The following is a 19530-nucleotide window of genomic DNA, read 5'->3' on the forward strand; positions in this document are numbered from 1 at the left end:
TTTGCCCTCACGGATGGGCGGCGCGCCACTTGCGCACGGCATCGAGCGTGTTGGCCACGTGCTTTTCGGGGTTGAGGCTTACGTAGCTGTAGATCACCTTGCCGTCGGGGGCGATGACATACGAGACACGGTTGGCCAGATCAGGCTTGAGCGCCAGCACGGCGTCGTAGGCGCGCATGATGTGCTGGTCGGTGTCGGCCGCCACCGCGAACTTGCTGCGGCACTCCGACACGGAGAATTTGTTGAGTGTCTCGATGTTGTCGTGCGACACCCCGATCACCGTGGCGCCCATCGACTTGAACGTGTCGGCAGCCTCGGCGAAATCGTGCGCCTCGATGGTGCAACCCGTGGTGAACGCGGCCGGATAGAAGTACAGCACGACGGGGCCTTTCTTCAGGGCGTCGGCGAGGGAAAACGTGAAGACCTGCCCGCCGAGCGACGCCTGTGCGGCGAAGTCCGGGGCCTGCGCGCCGTTCTTGAGGGCTGCGTGTGCCGGGATGAAGCACCAGGCCGTGATACCCAGGACGGCTGCAGCGGCGGTCATTCCTAACCAACGTTTCATGCGTGGCTCCCATAGGTGGATGCTTAAGGATAGAGGCTTGCAACGGCAGTGTGCAACCTTGGGAGCGCAGGCGTCGCGGTCGCGCGACGCCCGTTGCGCTTTTGCCCGACGCACCTCGCCGCCGCCGTATTCCCGTCCTGTCCGCCTCCTGCCCGCACCCTGTCATCGTCTCGCTGGCGGACGGTCATCGCCACGTCACGAAACGCCGGCACTCCCCATGGCGCCGGCCCCCGAGCCTGCGGCGCGGTCCCCAATGGGCAGCACCGTCGTCGATTTGATCTGCGAGAGCGCAATCATCGAGTTCACTTCCTGAACCATCGGCAATTGCGAGAGGCGCTCGAAGAAGAAGCGCTCGTAGGCGTCGACGTCGCGCGTCACGATGCGCAGCAGAAAGTCCACGTTGCCCATGAGCACGTGGCATTCGAGGACCTCCGGAAACGCCTGGATCGCCTTGGAGAACTCCGGCAGCGCGTTGCGGTTGTGGCCGGCGAGTTTCACGTGCGCAAACAGCATCACGTTCAGGCCCACCTTCTTGCGATCGACCAGCGCGACCCGGCGCTCGATGACGCCTTCCGCGTCGAGCCGATCGATACGCCGCCAGCATTGCGACTGCGACAGGCCGATGCGCTCGCCGATCTGGGCGGCGGACAACGATGCATCTTCCTGCAGGATTGCGAGAATTTTCTCGTCGAATTCGTCAAGTTGCATGATTTATTCTCAATAAGGAGCTTGATTGAATGAATCATGTGAAATTGACCGGATTTTGTCAACGATACGCGAAGCAATTACCGCCCGATGCCCGTAAGCTTGAATGTCATCAGGCGAGCTCGCGCCATGCTCGCCGCTGTTCGTTGACATCCGCAGGAAACCACGTACCCATGAAACTCGATCTGACTCTGCCCGCTGCCGAAACCGTGACTGGCGCCGTCGCCCAGCCCGTTGCTCCGTTGTCCGCCAAAGGGGCGGACCTGATTGCGCGCACGCTGGTCGAGATTGGCATCGACACGGTGTTCTGCTATCCGGGCGGGGCCAATCTCGAGATGCTCGACGCACTCTCGCGCGTGGATATCGCGCTGGTGCGCACGGAGCACGAGCAGGGCTCGGTGTTCGGCGCGCAGGGGTACGCGCGCGCTACCGGCAAGCTGGGTGTATGCCTGGCGACGTCCGGGCCGGGCGCGACCAATTTGGTGACGGGCATTGCGGACGCCGCCAGCGACTCCGTGCCCATTCTGGCCATCACTGGCAATGTCGCGACGCACTGGCTGGGCAAGAACGCGTTCCAGGAAGTCGACATCGTGGCCGTGACCCGGCCGGTGACCAAGCTCGCCCGGCAAGTGCGCGAAGCGCGCGACATCCCGGCGGCACTGCGCGAGGCCGCGGCATGCGCCCTGGCGGGCCGGCCCGGCCCGGTGCTGCTCGACTTTCCCAAGGACATCCAGCAGGCACGCCCCGATCAGCCGACCGACAAGCGTTTTACCGCGCCGGTGCCTGCCGGCATGAGCGACGAGACGGCCGAGCGCATCGCGGCGCTGCTCGCGGCGAGCGAGCGTCCCGTGATCTACGCTGGCGGCGGCGTCATCGCGTCCGGAACGAGCGCGCAGCTCGTGGCGCTGGCCGAAGCGCTCGACTGCCCGGTCGCGCTCACCATGATGGGCCTGGGCGCGATGCCCGATGACCATCCGCTGCTGCTCGGCCCGCTCGGCATGCACGGCGCTCATGCGGCCAATGTCGCGGTCAATGAAGCCGACCTCGTCCTCGCGCTCGGCGTGCGCTTCGACGATCGCGTGATCGGCGACCCGGCGTCGTTCGCGCGCTACGCCAGGATCGTGCACGTCGACGTCGACGCGGCCGAGATCGGCAAGAACAAGCCCGTAACGCTCGGTGTGCACGCCGACCTGCGCGACGCCTTTGCCGGCCTGCTCGCGCATGCGAAGCGTCGCGAAGTGCCGCAGTGGCATGCCTACCTGCGCGAGCGTCGCGCGGCGCATCCCCTGCGTCCCGTGCAGAACGCCGGCGACGGCGCGGGCCAGGACAGGGGCGACGTGCTCACGGGCGTTGACGTCATCACGGCGCTGGCCGCCTTGCTGCCGCGCGAAGCAGTGGTGACGACGGGCGTGGGGCAGCACCAGATGTGGGCGATGCAGCACCTGCGTCTGCGCGAACCTCGCACCTTCCTCTCGAGCGCCGGCTTCGGCACGATGGGCTTCGGCCTGCCGGCCGCGATCGGCGCCAAGGTGGCGCTGCCGAACGTGCCGGTGATCGATATCGACGGTGATGGCAGCCTCAACATGTCGGTCAACGAGCTCTCGACGTGCCGCCGTTACGGGCTGGGCGTCAAGGTGCTGGTCATCAACAACCAGTGGCTCGGCATGGTGCGCCAGTGGCAGGACATGATCTATGCGCGCAACCGGGTGGCGTCTTCGCTGGTCGATCCGAACGCGCCCGATGCGGCCGACGACGGCCGGCCGTACCCGGACTTCGTGACGATCGCCGCGGGCTATGGCGTGGCGGGCGCGCGCGTTACGCGAGCCGCGGACTTGCCGGGGGCGCTGGCGCGCATGCTGGCCGATCCGGGCGAGCCCTATCTCCTCGACGTGCTGGTGGCCCGCGAGGACGACGTCTATCCGATGATCCCCGCGGGCAAGACGTATCGCGACGTCGTTTTCGGACCGGGGCAGGCGGCCGGCCCCATCGCGGCAGGCGCTTTCTGAGAGGGCTGGCGGCAGCGTGCGGGCGGGGCGTCACCCCACGCGCCGCCCTGTGCATCGTTCCATGCATCGTCGCATGCGTCGTCGCATGCGTCGCCATGTGGGCCGTCATGTGCGCTGCCCGCGCGCTCAGGTGTTACCGTCACATGAGAATCGCCCGTCACGTCGCGAGATCGCAACGAGCGAACCCGCTCAGGCGGGTTTTTTTCGTTTCGGCGGTGGCGAGGAGTATCATTGCGCTCTTTTACGAATTCTCGCCAAGGAAATCAACATGTTGACGAAGCGCCTCGTGCTGGCCGCCGCCTGTTTTCTGACGACCTTTGCCGCGGTGCCGGCAGCGCAGGCCGCCGATCCCACGTACACCGTGGGCGCCGGCGGCACGTATCGCCCGTTCGAGTTCGAAACTCCGCAAAAGGAGCTGGTGGGCTTCGACATCGACGTGATCAAGGCGATCGGCAAGGCCGGCGGGTTCAACGTGAAGCTGGTCAGCACGCCGTGGGAAGGCATCTTCGCAACGCTTGACCAGGGCGATCGCGACATCATCATTTCGGGCATCACCATTACCGACAAGCGTCGTGAAATGGTCGACTTCTCGGCGCCGTATTTCCCGGCAGATCAGGTCATCATCACCTCGCCGGGCGCCAAGGTGGCCGGTCTGTCCGACCTGAAGAAGCTGCAGGTGGGCGTGGTCAATTCGAGCACGGGCGACATCTCCGTGTCGGAAGAGCTGGGCAAGGCGAGCACCGCCATCCGCCGCTTCGACAACACGCCGCTCATGCTCGAGGAACTCTATCGCGGGGGCGTGGACGCCGCCGTGGGCGACGTCGGCGTGATCAAGTTCTACATCAAGAGCCACCCGGAAAAGCCGTTCAAGCTCGTGTACGACAGCAAGTTCAAGCGTCAGTACTTCGGTATCGCGGTCAAGAAGGGCAACAAGGCGGTGCTCGACAAGGTCAATGCGGGCCTGAAAAAGATCGTGGCTGACGGCACCTACGCCAAGATCTACAAGCAGTGGTTCGACGCCGACGTGCCGGCGCTGCCGCAACAATAAGCAACGCGTGTAAGATTCGCGCCACGCGCGCCAGATATCTGGCTCCTCGCGGCCCGTGAGCTGATCGTCGTCCTGCGACGTCAACCCCCGGGCCGCGAGCGTTTTTCCGCCGCCGGCCGGTTCGTTTCATTTTGTGAGAAAGGTGCTTCATGGGTGGGTTCCAGTGGAACATCATCAGCGAATACATGCCCCTGTTCGTCGAGGGCACGCTGATGACGCTCAAGTGCACGGTGATCTGCGTGATCGCCGGCACGTTACTCGGGCTCGTGCTCGGCGTCGGCCGTCTGGCCGAGGCCCGTCACGGCTTCTACAAGTATTTCCTGCGCTACGCGGTGCAATACCCCGTGCGTTTCTATGTCAGCTTCTTTCGCGGCACGCCGCTGTTCGTGCAGATCCTGCTGATTCACTTCGCGCTCATGCCGATGCTGATCAACCCCGCGGGCGGCCTGATCGTCAGCGGCGACTTCGCACGCGAGATCCGCTCGCAGTACGGCGCGTTCATGTCCGCGGTGCTGGCCATCTCCCTGAACGCCGGCGCGTATGTGTCCGAGATTTTCCGCGCAGGCATTCAGTCGATCGATCGCGGTCAGGCCGAGGCGGCCCGCTCGCTGGGCATGACCTACATGCAGACGCTGCGCAAGGTCGTGCTGCCGCAGGCGTTTCGTCGCATGCTGCCGCCGCTGGGCAACAACGCCATCGCGATCGTGAAGGACTCCTCGCTGGCCTCGGCGATCGGCCTGGCCGAACTGGCATACGCGGCGCGCACCGTCTCCGGCGCCTACGCTCGCTACTGGGAGCCGTATCTGACGATTTCGCTCATCTACTGGGTGATCACGCTGGTGCTGTCGGCATTTGTTCAACATCTGGAATTGAGGTACGGCAAAGGTGATCGTCGTCAATAACCTGCAAAAGCAGTACGGCGATGCGCACGTGCTGCGCGGCATTTCGTGCCGCATCGAAGAAAGCGAAGTCGTTTGCGTGATCGGGCCGTCGGGCTCGGGCAAGAGCACTTTCCTGCGCTGCCTGAACGGGCTGGAGGACGTGAGCGGCGGCGAAGTGCTCGTCAACGGCTTTCACGTGGAAGATCCCAAGACGGACATGAATGCCATGCGCGCGAGCGTGGGCATGGTGTTCCAGCGCTTCAACCTGTTCCCGCACATGTCCGTGCTCGAGAATCTGATCCTCGCGCCGATGCAGGTGACCGGCATCAAGCGCGCGGAAGCGGTCACGATTGCCGAGCAGCTGCTGCGCAAGGTTGGCCTGCTCGACAAGATCGACGCGTTCCCGAACCAGCTCTCCGGCGGGCAGCAGCAGCGTGTGGCGATTGCGCGCGCGCTCGCCATGAAGCCCACCGTCATGCTGTTCGACGAGCCAACTTCGGCGCTCGACCCCGAGCTCGTGGGCGAAGTGCTCGAAGTCATGAAGTCGCTCGCCGAGGAAGGCATGACGATGGTGGTGGTCACCCACGAAATGGGCTTCGCGCGGGAAGTGTCCGATCGCGTGTTTTTCATCGATCAAGGCGTGATCATGGAAGAAGGGGCGCCGGAGCAGATCTTCTCGTCGCCGAAGCACGAGCGCACGCGCGAATTCCTGCGCAAGGTCCTGTAACGGCCGACGCCATTCTCACGACGCGGCGCGCGCGAAGGGTGTATCCGTGCGCTGCATCTGATTACAATGCGAGGGTACGCGCGCCAAGTGTCGGTCGACGTGATCGACCGCGGCGCGACGCCGGCGTCCTGAGCCCCCAGCCAGGTTTCTTTCATCGAGCAGCGACCGCGATGCGGCCTGCTTCGCAATCGCAGATTGCACTCCGATTTCATGAGGTTGTCATGAGCCAGCCAATCCCCGTGACCCGCCAGACGTTCGACGACGTGATGGTGCCCAATTACGCTCCCGCCCAGATGGTGCCGGTGCGCGGCGAAGGCTCGCGCATGTGGGACCAGGAAGGCCGCGAGTATGTCGATTTCACCGGCGGCATTGCCGTGAACGCGTTGGGCCACGCGAATCCGGAGCTGGTGAAAGTCATCGAGGAGCAGGCGCGCAAGGTGTGGCACATCGGCAACGGCTACACGAACGAGCCGGTGCTGCGTCTGGCGAAAGCGCTCACCGAAGCGACCTTTGCCGACAAGGCGTTCTTCTGCAATTCGGGCCTCGAGGCCAACGAAGCCGCGCTCAAGCTCGCACGGCGCTACGCATACGACCATGCGGCCGAGCGCGGCGGCAAGGAAAAGAGCGAGATCATCTCGTTCTACAACTCGTTTCACGGTCGTTCGCTGTTTACCGTGAGCGTAGGCGGTCAGGCCAAGTACACAGAAGGTTTCGGCCCGTTGCCGGGCGGTATCATGCATCTGCCGTACAACGACCTGGCGACCGTGGAGGCGACCCTCTCGGACGCCACGGCCGCCGTGATCGTCGAGCCGGTGCAAGGCGAGGGCGGTGTGCTGCCCGCCGATCCCGACTTCCTCAAGGGCCTGCGCGCCCTGTGCGACAAGCACGGCGCGCTGCTCATTTTCGACGAGGTGCAGACGGGCGTCGGCAGAACAGGCACCCTCTACGCCTATGAGCAGTACGGCGTGACGCCGGACATCCTGACGACGGCCAAGGCGTTGGGCAACGGCTACCCGATCGGCGGCATTCTGACCACGAGCAAGATCGCGGCGAGCTTCTCGCCGGGCACGCACGGCTGCACGTATGGTGGCAATCCGCTTGCCACGGCCGTTGCGGGCCGCGTGCTCGAACTCATCAACACGCCCGAGACGCTCAACGGCGTGAAGTCGCGCCACGACTACTTCATCAAGGGCATCGAAGCGATCAATGCGCGCCACGGCGTGTTTGCCGACGTGCGCGGCATGGGGCTGCTCATCGGCGCGGTGCTCAAGCCGGCATTCGCGGGCCGCGCGAAGGACATCGTCGCCGAAGCCGAGAAGAATGGGCTGATGCTGCTGGTGGCCGGCGGCGACGTGGTGCGTTTCGCGCCGTCGCTCAACATTCCGTTCGCGGATATCGACGCGGGCCTCGCGTCGCTCGACAAGGCGGTCGCGGCGGTGGCCGCCACGGCAAAGGCTGCCTGAGGCGGACTGACGTCACTCAATGCCGCTTGGCACCGCCGTGTTCGCAGTGTTTGCGGGGGGGGCGCGCTCGTCGGCCGGCTGACGCCGGCCCGCACCGACCCTTCGCGCTGATGTCAGCACAAGGACAGCACGAAGGACACCACGAAGGACACCGGGCCGGACCGACGGAGCCCGTCGCTCCGGCCCATGTTTCATCGACCTCGCCGGATCTGCCCATGACACGCCCATCGAAATCGCTGACGCCGCCCCTGCCGCAAGGTGATCTGCCGTCGCCGGAGGATGTCGCAATGGCGTCGTCGCTGCGGGTGGTGCGGCTGGCGCGCCAGGACGATTTGCCCGCGCTGCTCAAGCTCGCCGAACTGGCCGGCCCGGGCATGACGTCGTTCAAGCCCGACCGGGCGGCACTCGAAGCCCGCCTGGCGCGTGTCGCCGCCACGATCGACGGCCAGGCGCCCACCGCAGCGCAGGGCTATCTGTTCGTGATGGAAGATGTGGAGACGGGCGAGATTGCCGGCGTGTGCGGGCTGGAGGCCGCCGTCGGGCTCGAACAGCCGTTCTACACGTACCGTAAGGACACCATCGTCCACGCGAGCCGTGAATTGAACGTCTGGTCGCGCATGCTGACGTTGTCGCTCTCGAACGACCTCACCGGCTACAGCGAGCTCTGTTCTCTGCTGCTCGATCCCGCATGGCGCGGGCATGGCAACGGCGCATTGCTCTCGAAGGCTCGCTTTCTGTTCATGGCACAGTTTCCCGAGCGGTTCGGGCCGTATGTCTGCGCCGAGCTGCGCGGCTATTTCGACGATGACGGCCAGAGCCCGTTCTGGCGTTCGCTGGGGCAGCACTTCTTCAAGATCGATTTCGATCAGGCGGATTACCTCACGTCGATCGGCAAGAAGTCGTTTGTCGCCGAACTGATGCCGAAGTACCCGATCTACGTCGACTTTCTGTCGCCGCAGGCGCAGGCGGCCATTGGCGTGACGCACCGCGATACACTCCCCGCGCGTCGCTTGCTCGAACAGGAAGGCATGCGCTCGGGCGCCCACGTCGACATCTTCGATAGCGGGCCGGTGCTCGAGGCGCGCGTGGCCGATCTGCGTGCGGCGCGCGACGGCCGTTATCTCAGCGTGAACATCGTGGATCCGGCCGCCAGCCAAAACGGCGGCACCGCGCCGCCGAGCGCCGTGCCTGCCGGCGAGGCGTATCTGGTGGCGCGTCTGGGGCTGGCGAGTTTCCGCGCGACGTTGGTCACCGGCCGTCCCGAGCGACGCAGTTTCGCAATGAGCCCGCTCGCGGCGAAGGCGCTGGGCGTGGAGCAGGGCGATCGCGTCCAGGTGCTGCCGCTCAAGCCGCCGCGCGCCGACGCGATCTGACACGGCGTCATCCGCGCATGCGCCTCGCGCGCGCGGAACCATTGCGCGCCGAGTGTCGCGTTCATACGCGCAACGCGCATGTTGTTGGCCACGCAGCGCGCATGCGCACACCCGCGCGAAAGTTCGATGGAGAAAATTCATGAGGGCGGTGACGCCGATTCGGGCGTGCCGGCAAGACGAGATGACGCCGGTCAAAGCACCTGCTCGCCGTACAAGCATTCGCGCATTTTTCACTTGATCTTGCCGCGTCGCCGTCTCTAGAATGACCTTTCGACGCGCCTCGGATGCCGTTGCCGCCGCCCCCCATCGTGCTCGTGCGTAGCTTCGATATGGGCGCGCCAGTGGCTCGCGTTCGCTACCCGCGGTTATTTCACGAGAGGGATGCCATGCTCAGACTTCTGTCGAAATACTGGTGGTTGCTTGTGTTGCGCGGTGTACTGGCCGTGATTTTCGGCATTGCGGCGTTTGCGCTGCCCGGGGTCACGATCGCCGTCCTGGTGCTGTGTTTCGGCGCCTTCTCGTTTGTCGACGGCATCTTTTCCCTGAGCGGGGCGTGGAGTGCGCGCCGCGAGCACTCCGACTGGTGGCTGCCGCTGCTCCAGGGCATTGCCGGCGTCGTCATCGGCGTTCTGACCTATCTCAACCCGGCGCTGACGGCCGTCGCGCTGCTCATCTATATCGTGGCCTGGAGTTTTGTCACCGGCGTGTTGCAGGTGGCGGCAGGCATCGCGTTGCGGCGCGAAGTCAAAGGAGAGCTCTGGGTCATTCTCTCCGGTGTGTTCAGCATCCTGTTTGCCGTCTTCATCATGTGGCAACCCGGCGCCGGGGCGCTCGCGCTCATCTGGGCCATCGGGTCGTGGGCCGTCATCTGGGGCGTGCTCCTCGTGATGGCCGGTATCAAGCTGCGCGGCGCGGCCCATGGGCCGGCGCACGCTGCCCCGGGGCAACTGCGCCCGTAGATCCGCACGCCGGCACACCCGCACACCCGCGGCGCGCCGTTTGCCGATTTTTCTTCGTCCGCGCGGGCGGCTGGGGCCGTCCGGCGCCGACGGCCATCCCCGGCGGCCCGCCGGCCGCCAGACGTCAGGAGTGTCAAATGGCTCTGAATCATACGCGTAACACCCTCGGTGAGAAGATCCGTATCGAGTCGGTCAATCAACTCAATCGGGGGCTGGTCAACGGCATCGACGTTCAGCGTCAGGCCAAGCAGGCGCACTGGAACGTACACGGCCCGGGCTTCATCGAGCTGCACCTGCTGTTCGACGAGGTCTACAACGCCGCGGTCGAATGGGCGGATCTGTGTGCGGAGCGTCTCGTCGCCCTCGGTGGCGTGGCCGACGGTCGGGTGCAGAGCGTTGCGCAGAAGACCGAACTGCCGGTGTACAAGAACGAGTTCAAGCGCGGCATCGATCACGCCGCGGCGCTGGCCGAAGCCCTGGCCGCATACGGCGAAATCATTCGCGGCCTGATCGACGCGTCGGCGGAAATCGGCGACGCCACCACGTCGGACGTATTTACCGAGATCTCGCGCGGCGTGGACGATCACCTCTGGAAGGTGGAAGCGCACTTGCGCGGCGATTGATCCCGCGCAGTCGCCTCGTGCGCACGGCCCCGAGCCGTTTGCGCTGCCGCCGCCGCTCGAGGCGGCGGCCTGCCGCATTGCAATGCGCATGACAAGGAACGCGCGCACCGGGTCGTGCCGGTGCGCGCGTTCGCGCGTGCATTACCCGATCCCCCCGGAGCTCTCATGACCACCCGTAACCTGAGCCAGATGTTTCAGCCCAAGTCGGTCGCCGTGATCGGCGCGTCCAACCGCGAACGCCGCGTGGGGACGACCGTGCTGCACAACGTCATCGACGGCGGCTTTCGGGGCGAGATCTATCCGGTCAATCCGAAGTACGGCGCGCTCGCGGGCAGGAAGTGCTATCGCAACGTCGCCGACTTGCCGCAGGCGCCCGATCTGGCCGTGATCTGTACGCCACCCGCTACGGTGCCCGAGCTGATTCGCGAACTGGGCGCGCGTGGCACACGCGCGGCGCTGGTGCTGAGCTCGGGGCTGGCGCGCGAGCGCGATCGTCATGGCGTAACGCTGCAAGCGCGCATGCTCGAGGCCGCCAAGCCGCACGTGCTGCGCGTTCTCGGGCCGAACTGCATCGGACTGTTGAGTCCCGGCATCGGCTTGAACGCGAGCTTCGCACACATGGGGGCGCGCCCGGGAAAGCTCGCCTTCGTCTCGCAGTCGGGCGCGCTCACCACCGCAGTGCTCGATTGGGCCGACGCGCGCGACATCGGCTTTTCGCACTTCGTCTCGCTGGGCGACGGGGCCGACGTGGACTTCGGCGACATGCTCGACTATCTCGCGAGCGATCCGGGCACGGACGCGATTCTGATGTACATGGAATCGATTCGCGACGCACGCAAGTTCATGTCGGCCGCGCGCGCGGCTGCACGCAACAAGCCGGTTGTCGTGATCAAGTCGGGGCGCGCGCCCGAAGGCGCTCAGGCGGCGGCGTCGCACACCGGCGCACTGGCCGGGGCGGACGATGTCTACGATGCCGCGATCCGGCGCGCGGGCATGCTGCGCGTGGACACGACCGACGAGCTTTTCGCCGCGGTCGAGACGCTCGCGCGCCTGCGCCCCTTCCTTGGCGACAGGCTTTCGATCATGACCAACGGCGGCGGCGCCGGCGTGATGGCGACCGACGCACTCGTACTCGCCGGTGGCAAGCTCGCGGCGCTGAGCGACGAGACGCGCGAGGCGCTCGACGCCGTCCTGCCGAAATCGCTCGGTCGCGTCAATCCGGTCGACATCGGCGGCGACGCCGATCTCGAGCGTTACACGAAGACGCTCGCCGCGCTGTGCGAAGACCCGGAGACGGCCGCGGTACTGTTCATACAGGCGCCGACGGCCGTGATGCCGAGCCTCGACGTCGCCCATGCCATCGCCGCGTTGCCCCGAATGCCGAAGAACGTCTTCACATGCTGGCTTGGCGGCGAGACGGCTGAGCGCGCGCGCCGCGTCTGTCGCGAGGCGGGGCTGCCGACGTATGACACGCCGGAGAACGCCGCGCGGGCCTTCCTCGAAGCCGTGAACTATCGCCGCAACCAGGCGCTGCTCATGGAGACGCCGCCATCGATTCCGCCAGGCTTCGCGCCCGACATCGCGCGGGTGCGCGCGATCGTCGAGAGCGCGATGCGCGAGGGTCGCGAACTGCTCTCCGAGCCGGAAGCCAAGGGCGTGCTCGCCGCTTACGGCATTCCCGTCGTGGAGACGCTCGTGGCGCAGACGCCGGAGCAGGCCGGCGAGCTGGCGCAAGGCATCGGCTTTCCGGTGGCGCTCAAGCTGGTGTCGCCCGACATCACGCACAAGTCGGACGTCGGCGGCGTGGTGCTCAATATCGAGACGGCGGAGCAGGCAAGGCAGGCCGCGTGTCAGATACGCAAGCGCGCGCTTGCCGCGAGGCCCGACGCCCGCGTGAGCGGCTACGCCGTGCAGCGCATGGTCAACGGGACGGAGGCGTTCGAGCTGATCGTGGGCGTGGCGACCGACAGCGTCTTCGGTCCGGTGCTGCTGTTCGGGCAGGGCGGCACTGCCGTCGAAGTCATTGCCGACCGCACCATCGGCCTGCCGCCGCTGAACCTGAATCTCGCGCGCGACATGGTGGCGCGCGCCCGCGTGTCGCGGCTGCTCGCGGGCTATCGCAATCGCCCGCCGGCCAACCACGAGGCCATCTATCTCACGCTCGTGAAGCTCTCGCAACTCGTATGCGACGTGCCCGAAATCGCGGAGCTGGACATCAACCCGCTGTTCGCGGATTCACACGGCGTGCTCGCGCTCGACGCACGCATCGTCGCGCGCAGGCCCGCGGTGCCGGGGCATGGACGGTTGGCGATTCGTCCGTATCCGCAGGAGCTCGAGAGCACCGTGGACGCCGGCGGCAAGCCGGTGCGCGTGCGCCCGATTCGTCCCGAGGACGAGCCCGCCTACAACGCGTTTTTCCACACACTCACGCCGCAGGACGTGCAGTTCCGCTACTTCGGGCTCATCAAGGAGCTGTCGCACTCGCAGATGGCGCGCGTCACGCAGATCGACTACGACCGCGCGATGACGTTCGTGGCGACCGAAAAGGACGAGAGCGGCAGCACGCGCCTGCTCGGCGTGGTGCAGGCGATGGCCGATCCTGACAACACCGTGGCCGAGTTCGCGGTCACCGTGAGTCCGGCGGCGCAGGGGCGGGGCCTGGGTCGTGCGCTGATGGAGCACATCATCGACTACTGCCGCAAGCGTGGTACTGGGGAACTCATCGGCTATGTCCTGTGCGCAAATACGCGTATGCTGACACTCGCCCGCCATCTTGGCTTCCGGGAGGCCGAGGAGATGGAGGCGGGCATCGTTCATATCCGGCTGCCGCTGCAACAGACGGCGCAGGCGCAGGAGACGCGCGAGGAGTGACGGCCGTGGGCCGCCACGTCGGCCGGATCCGGTGCCTGGGCGCGAACGCGCAGCAGGCGACCGCACCGACCAGGAAGACGAATGCTAGTGAATTGCGTGGCCTACGAGGATGGCCGCAAGATCGCGGATCTGCATCCCGACGAAATCTCGGACTATCTGGAGCGCCCGCAGTGCTTCGTGTGGGTGGCGCTCAAGGACCCCGGGCCGGGTGAGCTGGCGCAGATGCAGCACGAATTCGGCCTGCATGACCTTGCCGTGGAAGACGCGCAGCACGGCCATCAACGCCCGAAGATCGAACAGTACGGCGACTCGCTTTTCGCCGTGCTTCACGTGCTGAACAAGGACGCCGACGGCGACTTCACGCTAGGCGAAGTCGCTATCTTTGCAGGGCACAATTACGTGCTCTCGGTGCGCTCGAACGCGACGCAGGGCCTGGGCGCGGTGAGGGCGCGCGCCGAGAAGGAGCCGCACCTGCTCAAGCAGGGCTCGATCTTCGTGCTCTACGCGCTCATGGACGCCGTCGTCGACAGCTACTTCCCCGTGTTCGACGATCTCGAAGCGCAGCTCGAAGCGATCGAGGAGCAGATCTTCACGCCCAACGCGCCCACCAAGGGGCGCGCGATCATCGAAGACCTGTACCAACTCAAGCGCCGATTGATCACGCTCCAGCATGCCTGCGTGCCGCTCATGGAAGCCGTGAGCAAGCTGTTCGGCGCCATGGCCCCCAAGCTGTGCGGCGGCATGCAGGAGTATTTCCGCGACGTGTTCGACCATTTGCAGCGCATCACGAAGAACATCGATTTGCTGCGCGAAATGGTCACCACGGCGCTCTCGGTCAATCTCGGCATGATTTCGCTGACGGAGAACGAAACGACCAAGCGGCTCGGCTCGTTCGCCGCGCTCTTTGCGGTGCCGACGATGATCGCAGGCATCTACGGCATGAACTTCGCCGACATTCCCGAGTTGAAGTTTGCGTATGGCTACCCGCTTTGCATTGCCGCGATGGTGCTCATCGACGTGCTGCTGTTCCTCAAATTCCGTAAGGCGGGGTGGTTGTAAGGCCGGGGCTTGTGGTGCGCGAGGGCGAGGTCTGCGGCGCGCCGCGAGGGCGCCAGCGTGTGACGCGCACATGTCGCCGACGCCCGTCCATCGCACTTGTTGCCCCGTGGCAACGGGGCGCGGCCCCTCCTTTTTTCCGCAGTGACCGGCGTTGAACATTTGCACTAGAATTCGCCAACACCGCGCCAGACGGTTGCCAAGGGTAAGAATTACAACAAACGCCAGGCAAATAGGGGTCAGATATTGAACGCACCACTTTCGGGGATCCGCGTCATCGAGTTCTGTCGGGGCGCGGCGGGCGCCTACTGCGGCATGCTGCTCGCTGACATGGGCGCGGCGTCATCATGGTCGACGATCCCGTCGACGAGTTTTCCATCGACAGCCAGAGTCCATTGGGCGCCTCGACGCAGGTCGGCCTGCGGCGCAACAAGCGCTCCGTCGTGCTGGATCTGCTCACGCTCGAAGGACGAAGTCTCGCCCATACGCTGGTGCGCGGGGCGCATGTCGTCATCGAATGTCTGCCGCCGGGCATGCTCGCGCGTGCCGGACTTGGCTACGACGCACTGGCTGCCGTGCAGCCGCATCTCGTCTACGTCTGCATTTCCGCCTTTGGCCAGGATGGCCCGCGCTCGGTGACGCAGCCCGACGTGCCCGCACTGGAGGCGCTGCGCGGCATGCTCGGCACGGCCTCCGGCCGGCTCGAGCCACCGCGCGATTTGCCGGTCGCCGATCTGGCGGCCGGGCTCTACGCGGCGTTTTCGGCCTCGGCCGCGCTCGTCGCGGCGCAACAGCACGGGCGAGGCGTGCATATCGACGTACCCATGCTCGGCGCCACGTTGGCCATTGCCGCGTTGCGGGCCGGCGACGAGGGCGCTGAAGCGGCGCAGCGGGCCGGACTGGTGCCGGCACAGGCTCTCACGTCAACACTCGCACCGACGCTCGCACCGACGCCCACACCGGCACATACATCGGCACATACATCGGCACGCGTGCCGGCCGGCAGTGCCGCGACGGCGGCTTCCCCGGGAATGGGTGAGGCGGCGGGGGGCGGCGCCGTTTCTCCGCTCGCGAAGGCGCTGGGAAATGACGAGGCGCGCTTCGGCGGTCCATCGGCGCCCTGGCCGACGTTTCGCGCCCGTGACGGCTACTTCGGCATGGACCTCGATGGCCCAGCGCATTGGCAGGCGATCTGTGCGCTCGTGCATCGCGTCGATCTGCTTGACGACTCCCGGTTCGCCAACGCGCGCGAACGGGCGTGCCATCAGGCGGCGCTGCGCGATGTGCTCGAAGCCGTGTTCGTGCTCGAAGACCGGAGCGTCTGGCTGGCACGGCTGCACGCGGTCGGCGTGCCATGCACGGCCATCAGCACCTACTCGCGGGTGTTGGCCGACCCGCAGGTCGCCCATATGGGCTGGGTACGCCCCATGGTCCTGCCGAGCGGGGAGATGACGCACACCATTGCGTCGCCGGTGCGGCTCAATGGCCAGAGCCCCGTGGCGCCTATCGATCCGCCGGCGCCCGGAGCGCATACGGGCGATATCCTGGCTGAACTCGGCGTCGCGGACATCGCCGCGCCATCGGCCGACTTCACCGGGCGCCGCTGACAGGCGCGCCGCCTCCTGATCGAGACAGCGGCGCCGTGGCGCCGCCAGTCCCGGCCAGCAAGCGCTGTGCGACTTCGCGCCATCGCCGTGAACGGCTGGTATCTCCAGAATCTCCTCCCTTTCTTCTCTCGCTCCCCTTATTCCGCTTAGTCGCCTTAGTCGCCTTACTCCTCTTACTCGCCTTACTCGCCTTACTCGCCTTACTTGCCTTACTCGCCTTACTTGCCTTACTCGCCTTACTCGCCTTAGCCCCTCGTGTTCGGAAACATTACAAATTATTTGCCATCGTTATTAAAAATAGGAATAATTCGCATTTCCGAAGAGCGATTCCAGTTCAGTATTTGGCTGATTCGGCGGTGACCGGCCGTGGTAGCCGGCCGGGGGCGGCAGGTGACGGGCGACGCAGGCACGATGTCGCGCGTCACCCGTTTGCCGGCGGGGGCCGGAGCCACGACAGCCTACGAACGACACGCGGATCGCCCGATGACAGCGATCTCCAAGGGGGAAATCCGAGATGCAAGCAGGACCGATGACGCTGCGCCGCTCGCAACTGAGCGCCGCATTGGTGGGCATTCTGAGCGCGCAGGGCGCGATGGCAGCCGACGCAGGAACCACGCCCGGCGCGGCCGAGGTGCAATTGCCCAGCCTCAATGTCACCGGCGAGCGGGACAGTTTCAAGGTCGATTACTCGTCGTCGCAGAAGTTCACGGCGCCGATCCTCGACACGCCGCGCGCCGTGACCGTCATCCCCGAGCCTCTCCTGCAAAGCACCGGATCGAGCACATTGACCGAGGCGCTGCGTACCGTGCCGGGCATCACGTTCGGGGCGGGCGAGGGCGGCAACCCGCTCGGCGACCGCCCGTTCCTGCGCGGCTATGACACACAGGGCAGCCTGTTCGTCGACGGCATGCGTGACGTCGGCGCGACCACGCACGAGATGTTCAACACCGAAGCGGTGGAGGTCGTGAAGGGGGCGAGCGGCGCCTACGGCGGCCGTGGCGGCGCAGGCGGCAGCGTGAACATCGTGAGCAAGGAGGCCAAGCTCGGCACGTTCGCCGAAGGCACGGTGGGCCTGGGCAACGCGAAATACAAACGGCTGACGGCCGACGGCAACTGGCAGGTCGGCGACCACGCCGCATTCCGGCTGAACCTCATGGGGCATGACGCCGGCGTGGCCGGGCGCGACGCGATCTACGATTCGCGCTGGGGTATCGCGCCGTCCGTGGCATTCGGGCTGGGCACGCCCACGCGCGTAGTGGCGAGCTTCTATCACATGCAGTCGGACGGCCTGCCCGACTCGGGCATTCCGTACAACTACGCGCCCGGCCGCCGCACGGGGCCTGCCGCCGTCAACGCGAGCAACTTCTACGGGCTCGACGACCGCGACTTCCGCCGCACGTCATCGGACATCGGCACGATCAAGATCGAACACGACATTTCGCCGACGCTTACCGTGCGCAACATGACGCGTTACACCAAGTCGTCGCAAAGCTATATCTGGACGCAGCCCGACGACAGCCAGGGCAACGTGGCCAACGGCAAGGTGTGGCGCCGCGCGAACACGCGAGACAGCAACGTGTGGAGCATTGCCAACCAGACGGAGCTCTTCGGCGAGGCGCACACCGGACGCTTCAAGCACAGCTTCAACATCGGCGCCGAGTTCTCGCGAGAGTCGAGCCGCAAGGACGCCTACGCCGTGGCCGCCGGCAGCGGATCGGGCGCCGCGAACTCGTGTCTGCGAGGGATCGGCGCGGCGTCCGGCTACAACTGCACGAGCCTGTACGACCCGAACCCGTATGACCCGTGGACCGGCAGCATCCGGTTGAACGACGATCCGGCCTTCCAGCGCACGGTGACGGCCGCGGTCTATGGCTTCGATACCATCGACCTGTCGAAGGAATGGCAGCTCAACCTCGGCGCGCGGGTCGATCGCTATTCCACCGATTTCACCGACACGCGCGCCAACGGCGGCAAGACGACCTCGCGCGACGACACGCTCTTCAACTGGCAGGCGGGCGTGACGTACAAGCCGCTGCCCAACGGCAGCATTTACGCGTCGTATGCGACCTCTTCGGTGCCGGCCGGCTCGCTGCTCGGCGAAGGCAGCGAAGGGCAAAGTCTGCTGCCGGGCCGCGGCGGCGTTGGCGCGAATGCGGCCGATCTCGCCCCCGAGAAGAACCGTTCATACGAGATCGGAACGAAGTGGAACGTGCTCGGCGAGCGTCTGTTGCTTACCGCCGCGTTGTTTTACATCGAGACGACCAATGCCCGCGTAACGATGGCCGACAACACGTATGCGATGGTCGGCGGCAAGAACGTGAAGGGCGTCGAACTCGGCTTCGCCGGCAAGCTCACCGACAAGTGGCAGGTGTTCGGTGGCTACACATACATGAAGAGCGAGCTCACCGACAACGGCACGGGCGCGGCAGCGTCGAACAACGGCAACCAGTTCCCGAACACGCCGCGCAACAGCTTCAGCCTGTGGACGACCTACGACATCGTTCCGGCGGTGACCGTGGGCGGCGGTGCGTTCTACACGTCGAGCGTGTTCGGCGACCCGGCCAACCTGCGTGAGATTCCCGCGTACTGGCGCTTCGACGCGATGGCCGCGTGGCGCATCAACAAGAAGATCACGGCTCAGCTCAACGTGCAGAACGTCTTCAATCGTCGCTACTTCGACCAGGCCTACCCGGCGCACTACGCGTCGATGGCGCCAGGACGCAGCGCAATCGTGTCGCTCACCGCCCGTTACTGATGCACGTTACGCCGTCGCAAATCGCGACGCTCACGCCTGCGCAGATTCGCGAGATTCTCGCGGGGCCGCCGGCAACGGCGCTCGCGTGGCTTGCCGCGGCCTCGCGGGCGGGGCACGTCGAGGCGCAAACGGTGTACGCGCAGTGGTTGCTCGAGGGGCGCGGGAGCGCGCCCGACGCCGCGGCCGCACTCGAGTGGTTCAAGCGCGCCGCACACGCCGGTCACGGCATGGCAGCGAACATGGTCGGGCGGTGCTATGAGAACGGTTGGGGCGTGTCGGCCAGCGACGACGTGGCGCGCTACTGGTATCGCCAGTCCGCGCGCCGCGACGAGCCATGGGGCATGTACAACCTCGCGACGTTGCTCGCGCTCGGGCGCGGCGGCGAGATGGATCGCAAGACCGCCCTGGCGTGGCTGGAAAAGGCGGCGGGCCTTGGGCACGCCAAGTCGCAGAACCTGCTGGGGGGCTTCTTCGAAGACGGCTGGGAAGTGCCGCGCGACATGACGCGCGCGCTCGACTGGTATCGGCGTGCGGCTTTGGGCGGGGACTTTCGCGGCCAATTCAACGTGGCGCGCCTGCTGATCGGGCAGCGGCAGTTCGACGCGGCGCTGACATGGCTTGCCCAGGTGCCGACGACGGCCACCGCTGCGTTTCTCCAGAAGGCGGCCGATTTTCTGTCCGCAGTGCCGGACGAGCGAATCCGCGCGCTGGCCGCAACATGGGCCGGGGCATGAACGGCGGCACGGTCGCGCCGTCGCCGCATCCGCCCAGGTATCCGACCCCACGGCCTGGCAGCGCTGCAACACGGCGCTGCAAAACGGCGCTGCAAAAGGGCACTCCATAACGGCATTCCATAACGGCATTCCATAACGGCATTCCATAACGGCGCTCCAT

At 66.0% G+C, this 19530-nt stretch carries 15 protein-coding genes and 1 pseudogene; 14 read left to right on the plus strand and 2 right to left on the minus strand.

All coding sequences use genetic code 11. From position 1 onward, the window contains the following. Nucleotides 1-7: 7 nt before the first annotated feature. Together CDN36_RS00825 and CDN36_RS00830 are read right to left on the minus strand one after the other, a co-directional pair. Nucleotides 8-562, minus strand: a complete 555-nt coding sequence (locus tag CDN36_RS00825; RefSeq protein WP_150554298.1) for a peroxiredoxin — start codon at nt 560-562, stop codon at nt 8-10. A 195-nt stretch (nt 563-757) separates the two neighbouring features. Continuing rightward, nucleotides 758-1270, minus strand: a complete 513-nt coding sequence (locus CDN36_RS00830; protein ID WP_287495750.1) for an Lrp/AsnC family transcriptional regulator — start codon at nt 1268-1270, stop codon at nt 758-760. Nucleotides 1271-1440: 170 nt separating this feature from the next. Here CDN36_RS00830 and ilvB point away from each other — a divergent pair, with 170 nt between their 5' ends. The 14 genes and pseudogenes from ilvB (at nt 1441) to CDN36_RS00895 (ending at nt 19370) form a co-directional block, all read left to right on the plus strand. After that, the gene (gene ilvB / locus CDN36_RS00835; protein WP_150554300.1) at nt 1441-3273 is read left to right on the plus strand and encodes a biosynthetic-type acetolactate synthase large subunit; all 1833 of its coding nucleotides are present in this window, start codon (nt 1441-1443) and stop codon (nt 3271-3273) included. Nucleotides 3274-3541: 268 nt separating this feature from the next. Continuing rightward, entirely contained in the window at nt 3542-4321 is a 780-nt protein-coding gene (locus CDN36_RS00840; RefSeq protein ID WP_206111077.1) for a basic amino acid ABC transporter substrate-binding protein, read from the plus strand. Between the two features lie 149 nt (nt 4322-4470). Continuing rightward, nucleotides 4471-5223, plus strand: a complete 753-nt coding sequence (locus CDN36_RS00845; protein WP_150554301.1) for an amino acid ABC transporter permease — start codon at nt 4471-4473, stop codon at nt 5221-5223. Then, nucleotides 5207-5929 (plus strand): amino acid ABC transporter ATP-binding protein, encoded by a 723-nt coding sequence (locus CDN36_RS00850; protein WP_150554302.1) that lies wholly within the window; start codon nt 5207-5209, stop codon nt 5927-5929. The genes CDN36_RS00845 and CDN36_RS00850 overlap by 17 nt, the downstream gene beginning before the upstream one ends. Before the next feature lie 221 nt (nt 5930-6150). After that, on the plus strand, nt 6151-7392 hold the full coding sequence (locus tag CDN36_RS00855; RefSeq protein WP_150554303.1) for an aspartate aminotransferase family protein: 1242 nt from the start codon (nt 6151-6153) through the stop codon (nt 7390-7392). Between the two features lie 299 nt (nt 7393-7691). Then, nucleotides 7692-8765, plus strand: a complete 1074-nt coding sequence (gene astA / locus CDN36_RS00860) for an arginine N-succinyltransferase (RefSeq protein ID WP_174966273.1) — start codon at nt 7692-7694, stop codon at nt 8763-8765. Between the two features lie 386 nt (nt 8766-9151). Next, nucleotides 9152-9724: an HdeD family acid-resistance protein gene (locus CDN36_RS00865; RefSeq protein WP_287495751.1), complete on the plus strand. Its 573-nt coding sequence runs from the start codon at nt 9152-9154 to the stop codon at nt 9722-9724. A 137-nt stretch (nt 9725-9861) separates the two neighbouring features. Beyond that, complete coding sequence (gene dps / locus CDN36_RS00870) at nt 9862-10347, plus strand: DNA starvation/stationary phase protection protein Dps (protein ID WP_150554306.1); 486 nt, start codon at nt 9862-9864, stop codon at nt 10345-10347. Nucleotides 10348-10512: 165 nt separating this feature from the next. Then, on the plus strand, nt 10513-13218 hold the full coding sequence (locus CDN36_RS00875) for a bifunctional acetate--CoA ligase family protein/GNAT family N-acetyltransferase (protein WP_287495752.1): 2706 nt from the start codon (nt 10513-10515) through the stop codon (nt 13216-13218). An 81-nt stretch (nt 13219-13299) separates the two neighbouring features. Further along, nucleotides 13300-14277: a magnesium/cobalt transporter CorA gene (corA, locus tag CDN36_RS00880; protein WP_287495753.1), complete on the plus strand. Its 978-nt coding sequence runs from the start codon at nt 13300-13302 to the stop codon at nt 14275-14277. 243 nt (nt 14278-14520) lie between these two features. Continuing rightward, nucleotides 14521-14601 (plus strand): annotated as a pseudogene (locus CDN36_RS22490) (hypothetical protein); the annotation flags it as partial. A 20-nt stretch (nt 14602-14621) separates the two neighbouring features. Next, the gene (locus tag CDN36_RS00885; protein ID WP_287495754.1) at nt 14622-15881 is read left to right on the plus strand and encodes a CoA transferase; all 1260 of its coding nucleotides are present in this window, start codon (nt 14622-14624) and stop codon (nt 15879-15881) included. A gap of 514 nt (nt 15882-16395) precedes the next feature. Further along, on the plus strand, nt 16396-18636 hold the full coding sequence (locus CDN36_RS00890; protein WP_287495755.1) for a TonB-dependent receptor: 2241 nt from the start codon (nt 16396-16398) through the stop codon (nt 18634-18636). After that, nucleotides 18636-19370 carry a tetratricopeptide repeat protein gene (locus CDN36_RS00895; protein ID WP_287495756.1) on the plus strand — a complete coding sequence of 245 codons (735 nt, stop codon included), beginning with the start codon at nt 18636-18638 and terminating at the stop codon, nt 19368-19370. Before CDN36_RS00890 ends, CDN36_RS00895 begins: the two co-directional genes overlap by 1 nt. Nucleotides 19371-19530 lie beyond the last annotated feature (160 nt).

The organism is Pandoraea sp. CB10b_02 (genome assembly GCF_002216225.1).
GTDB classification, from domain to species: domain Bacteria; phylum Pseudomonadota; class Gammaproteobacteria; order Burkholderiales; family Burkholderiaceae; genus Pandoraea; species Pandoraea nosoerga.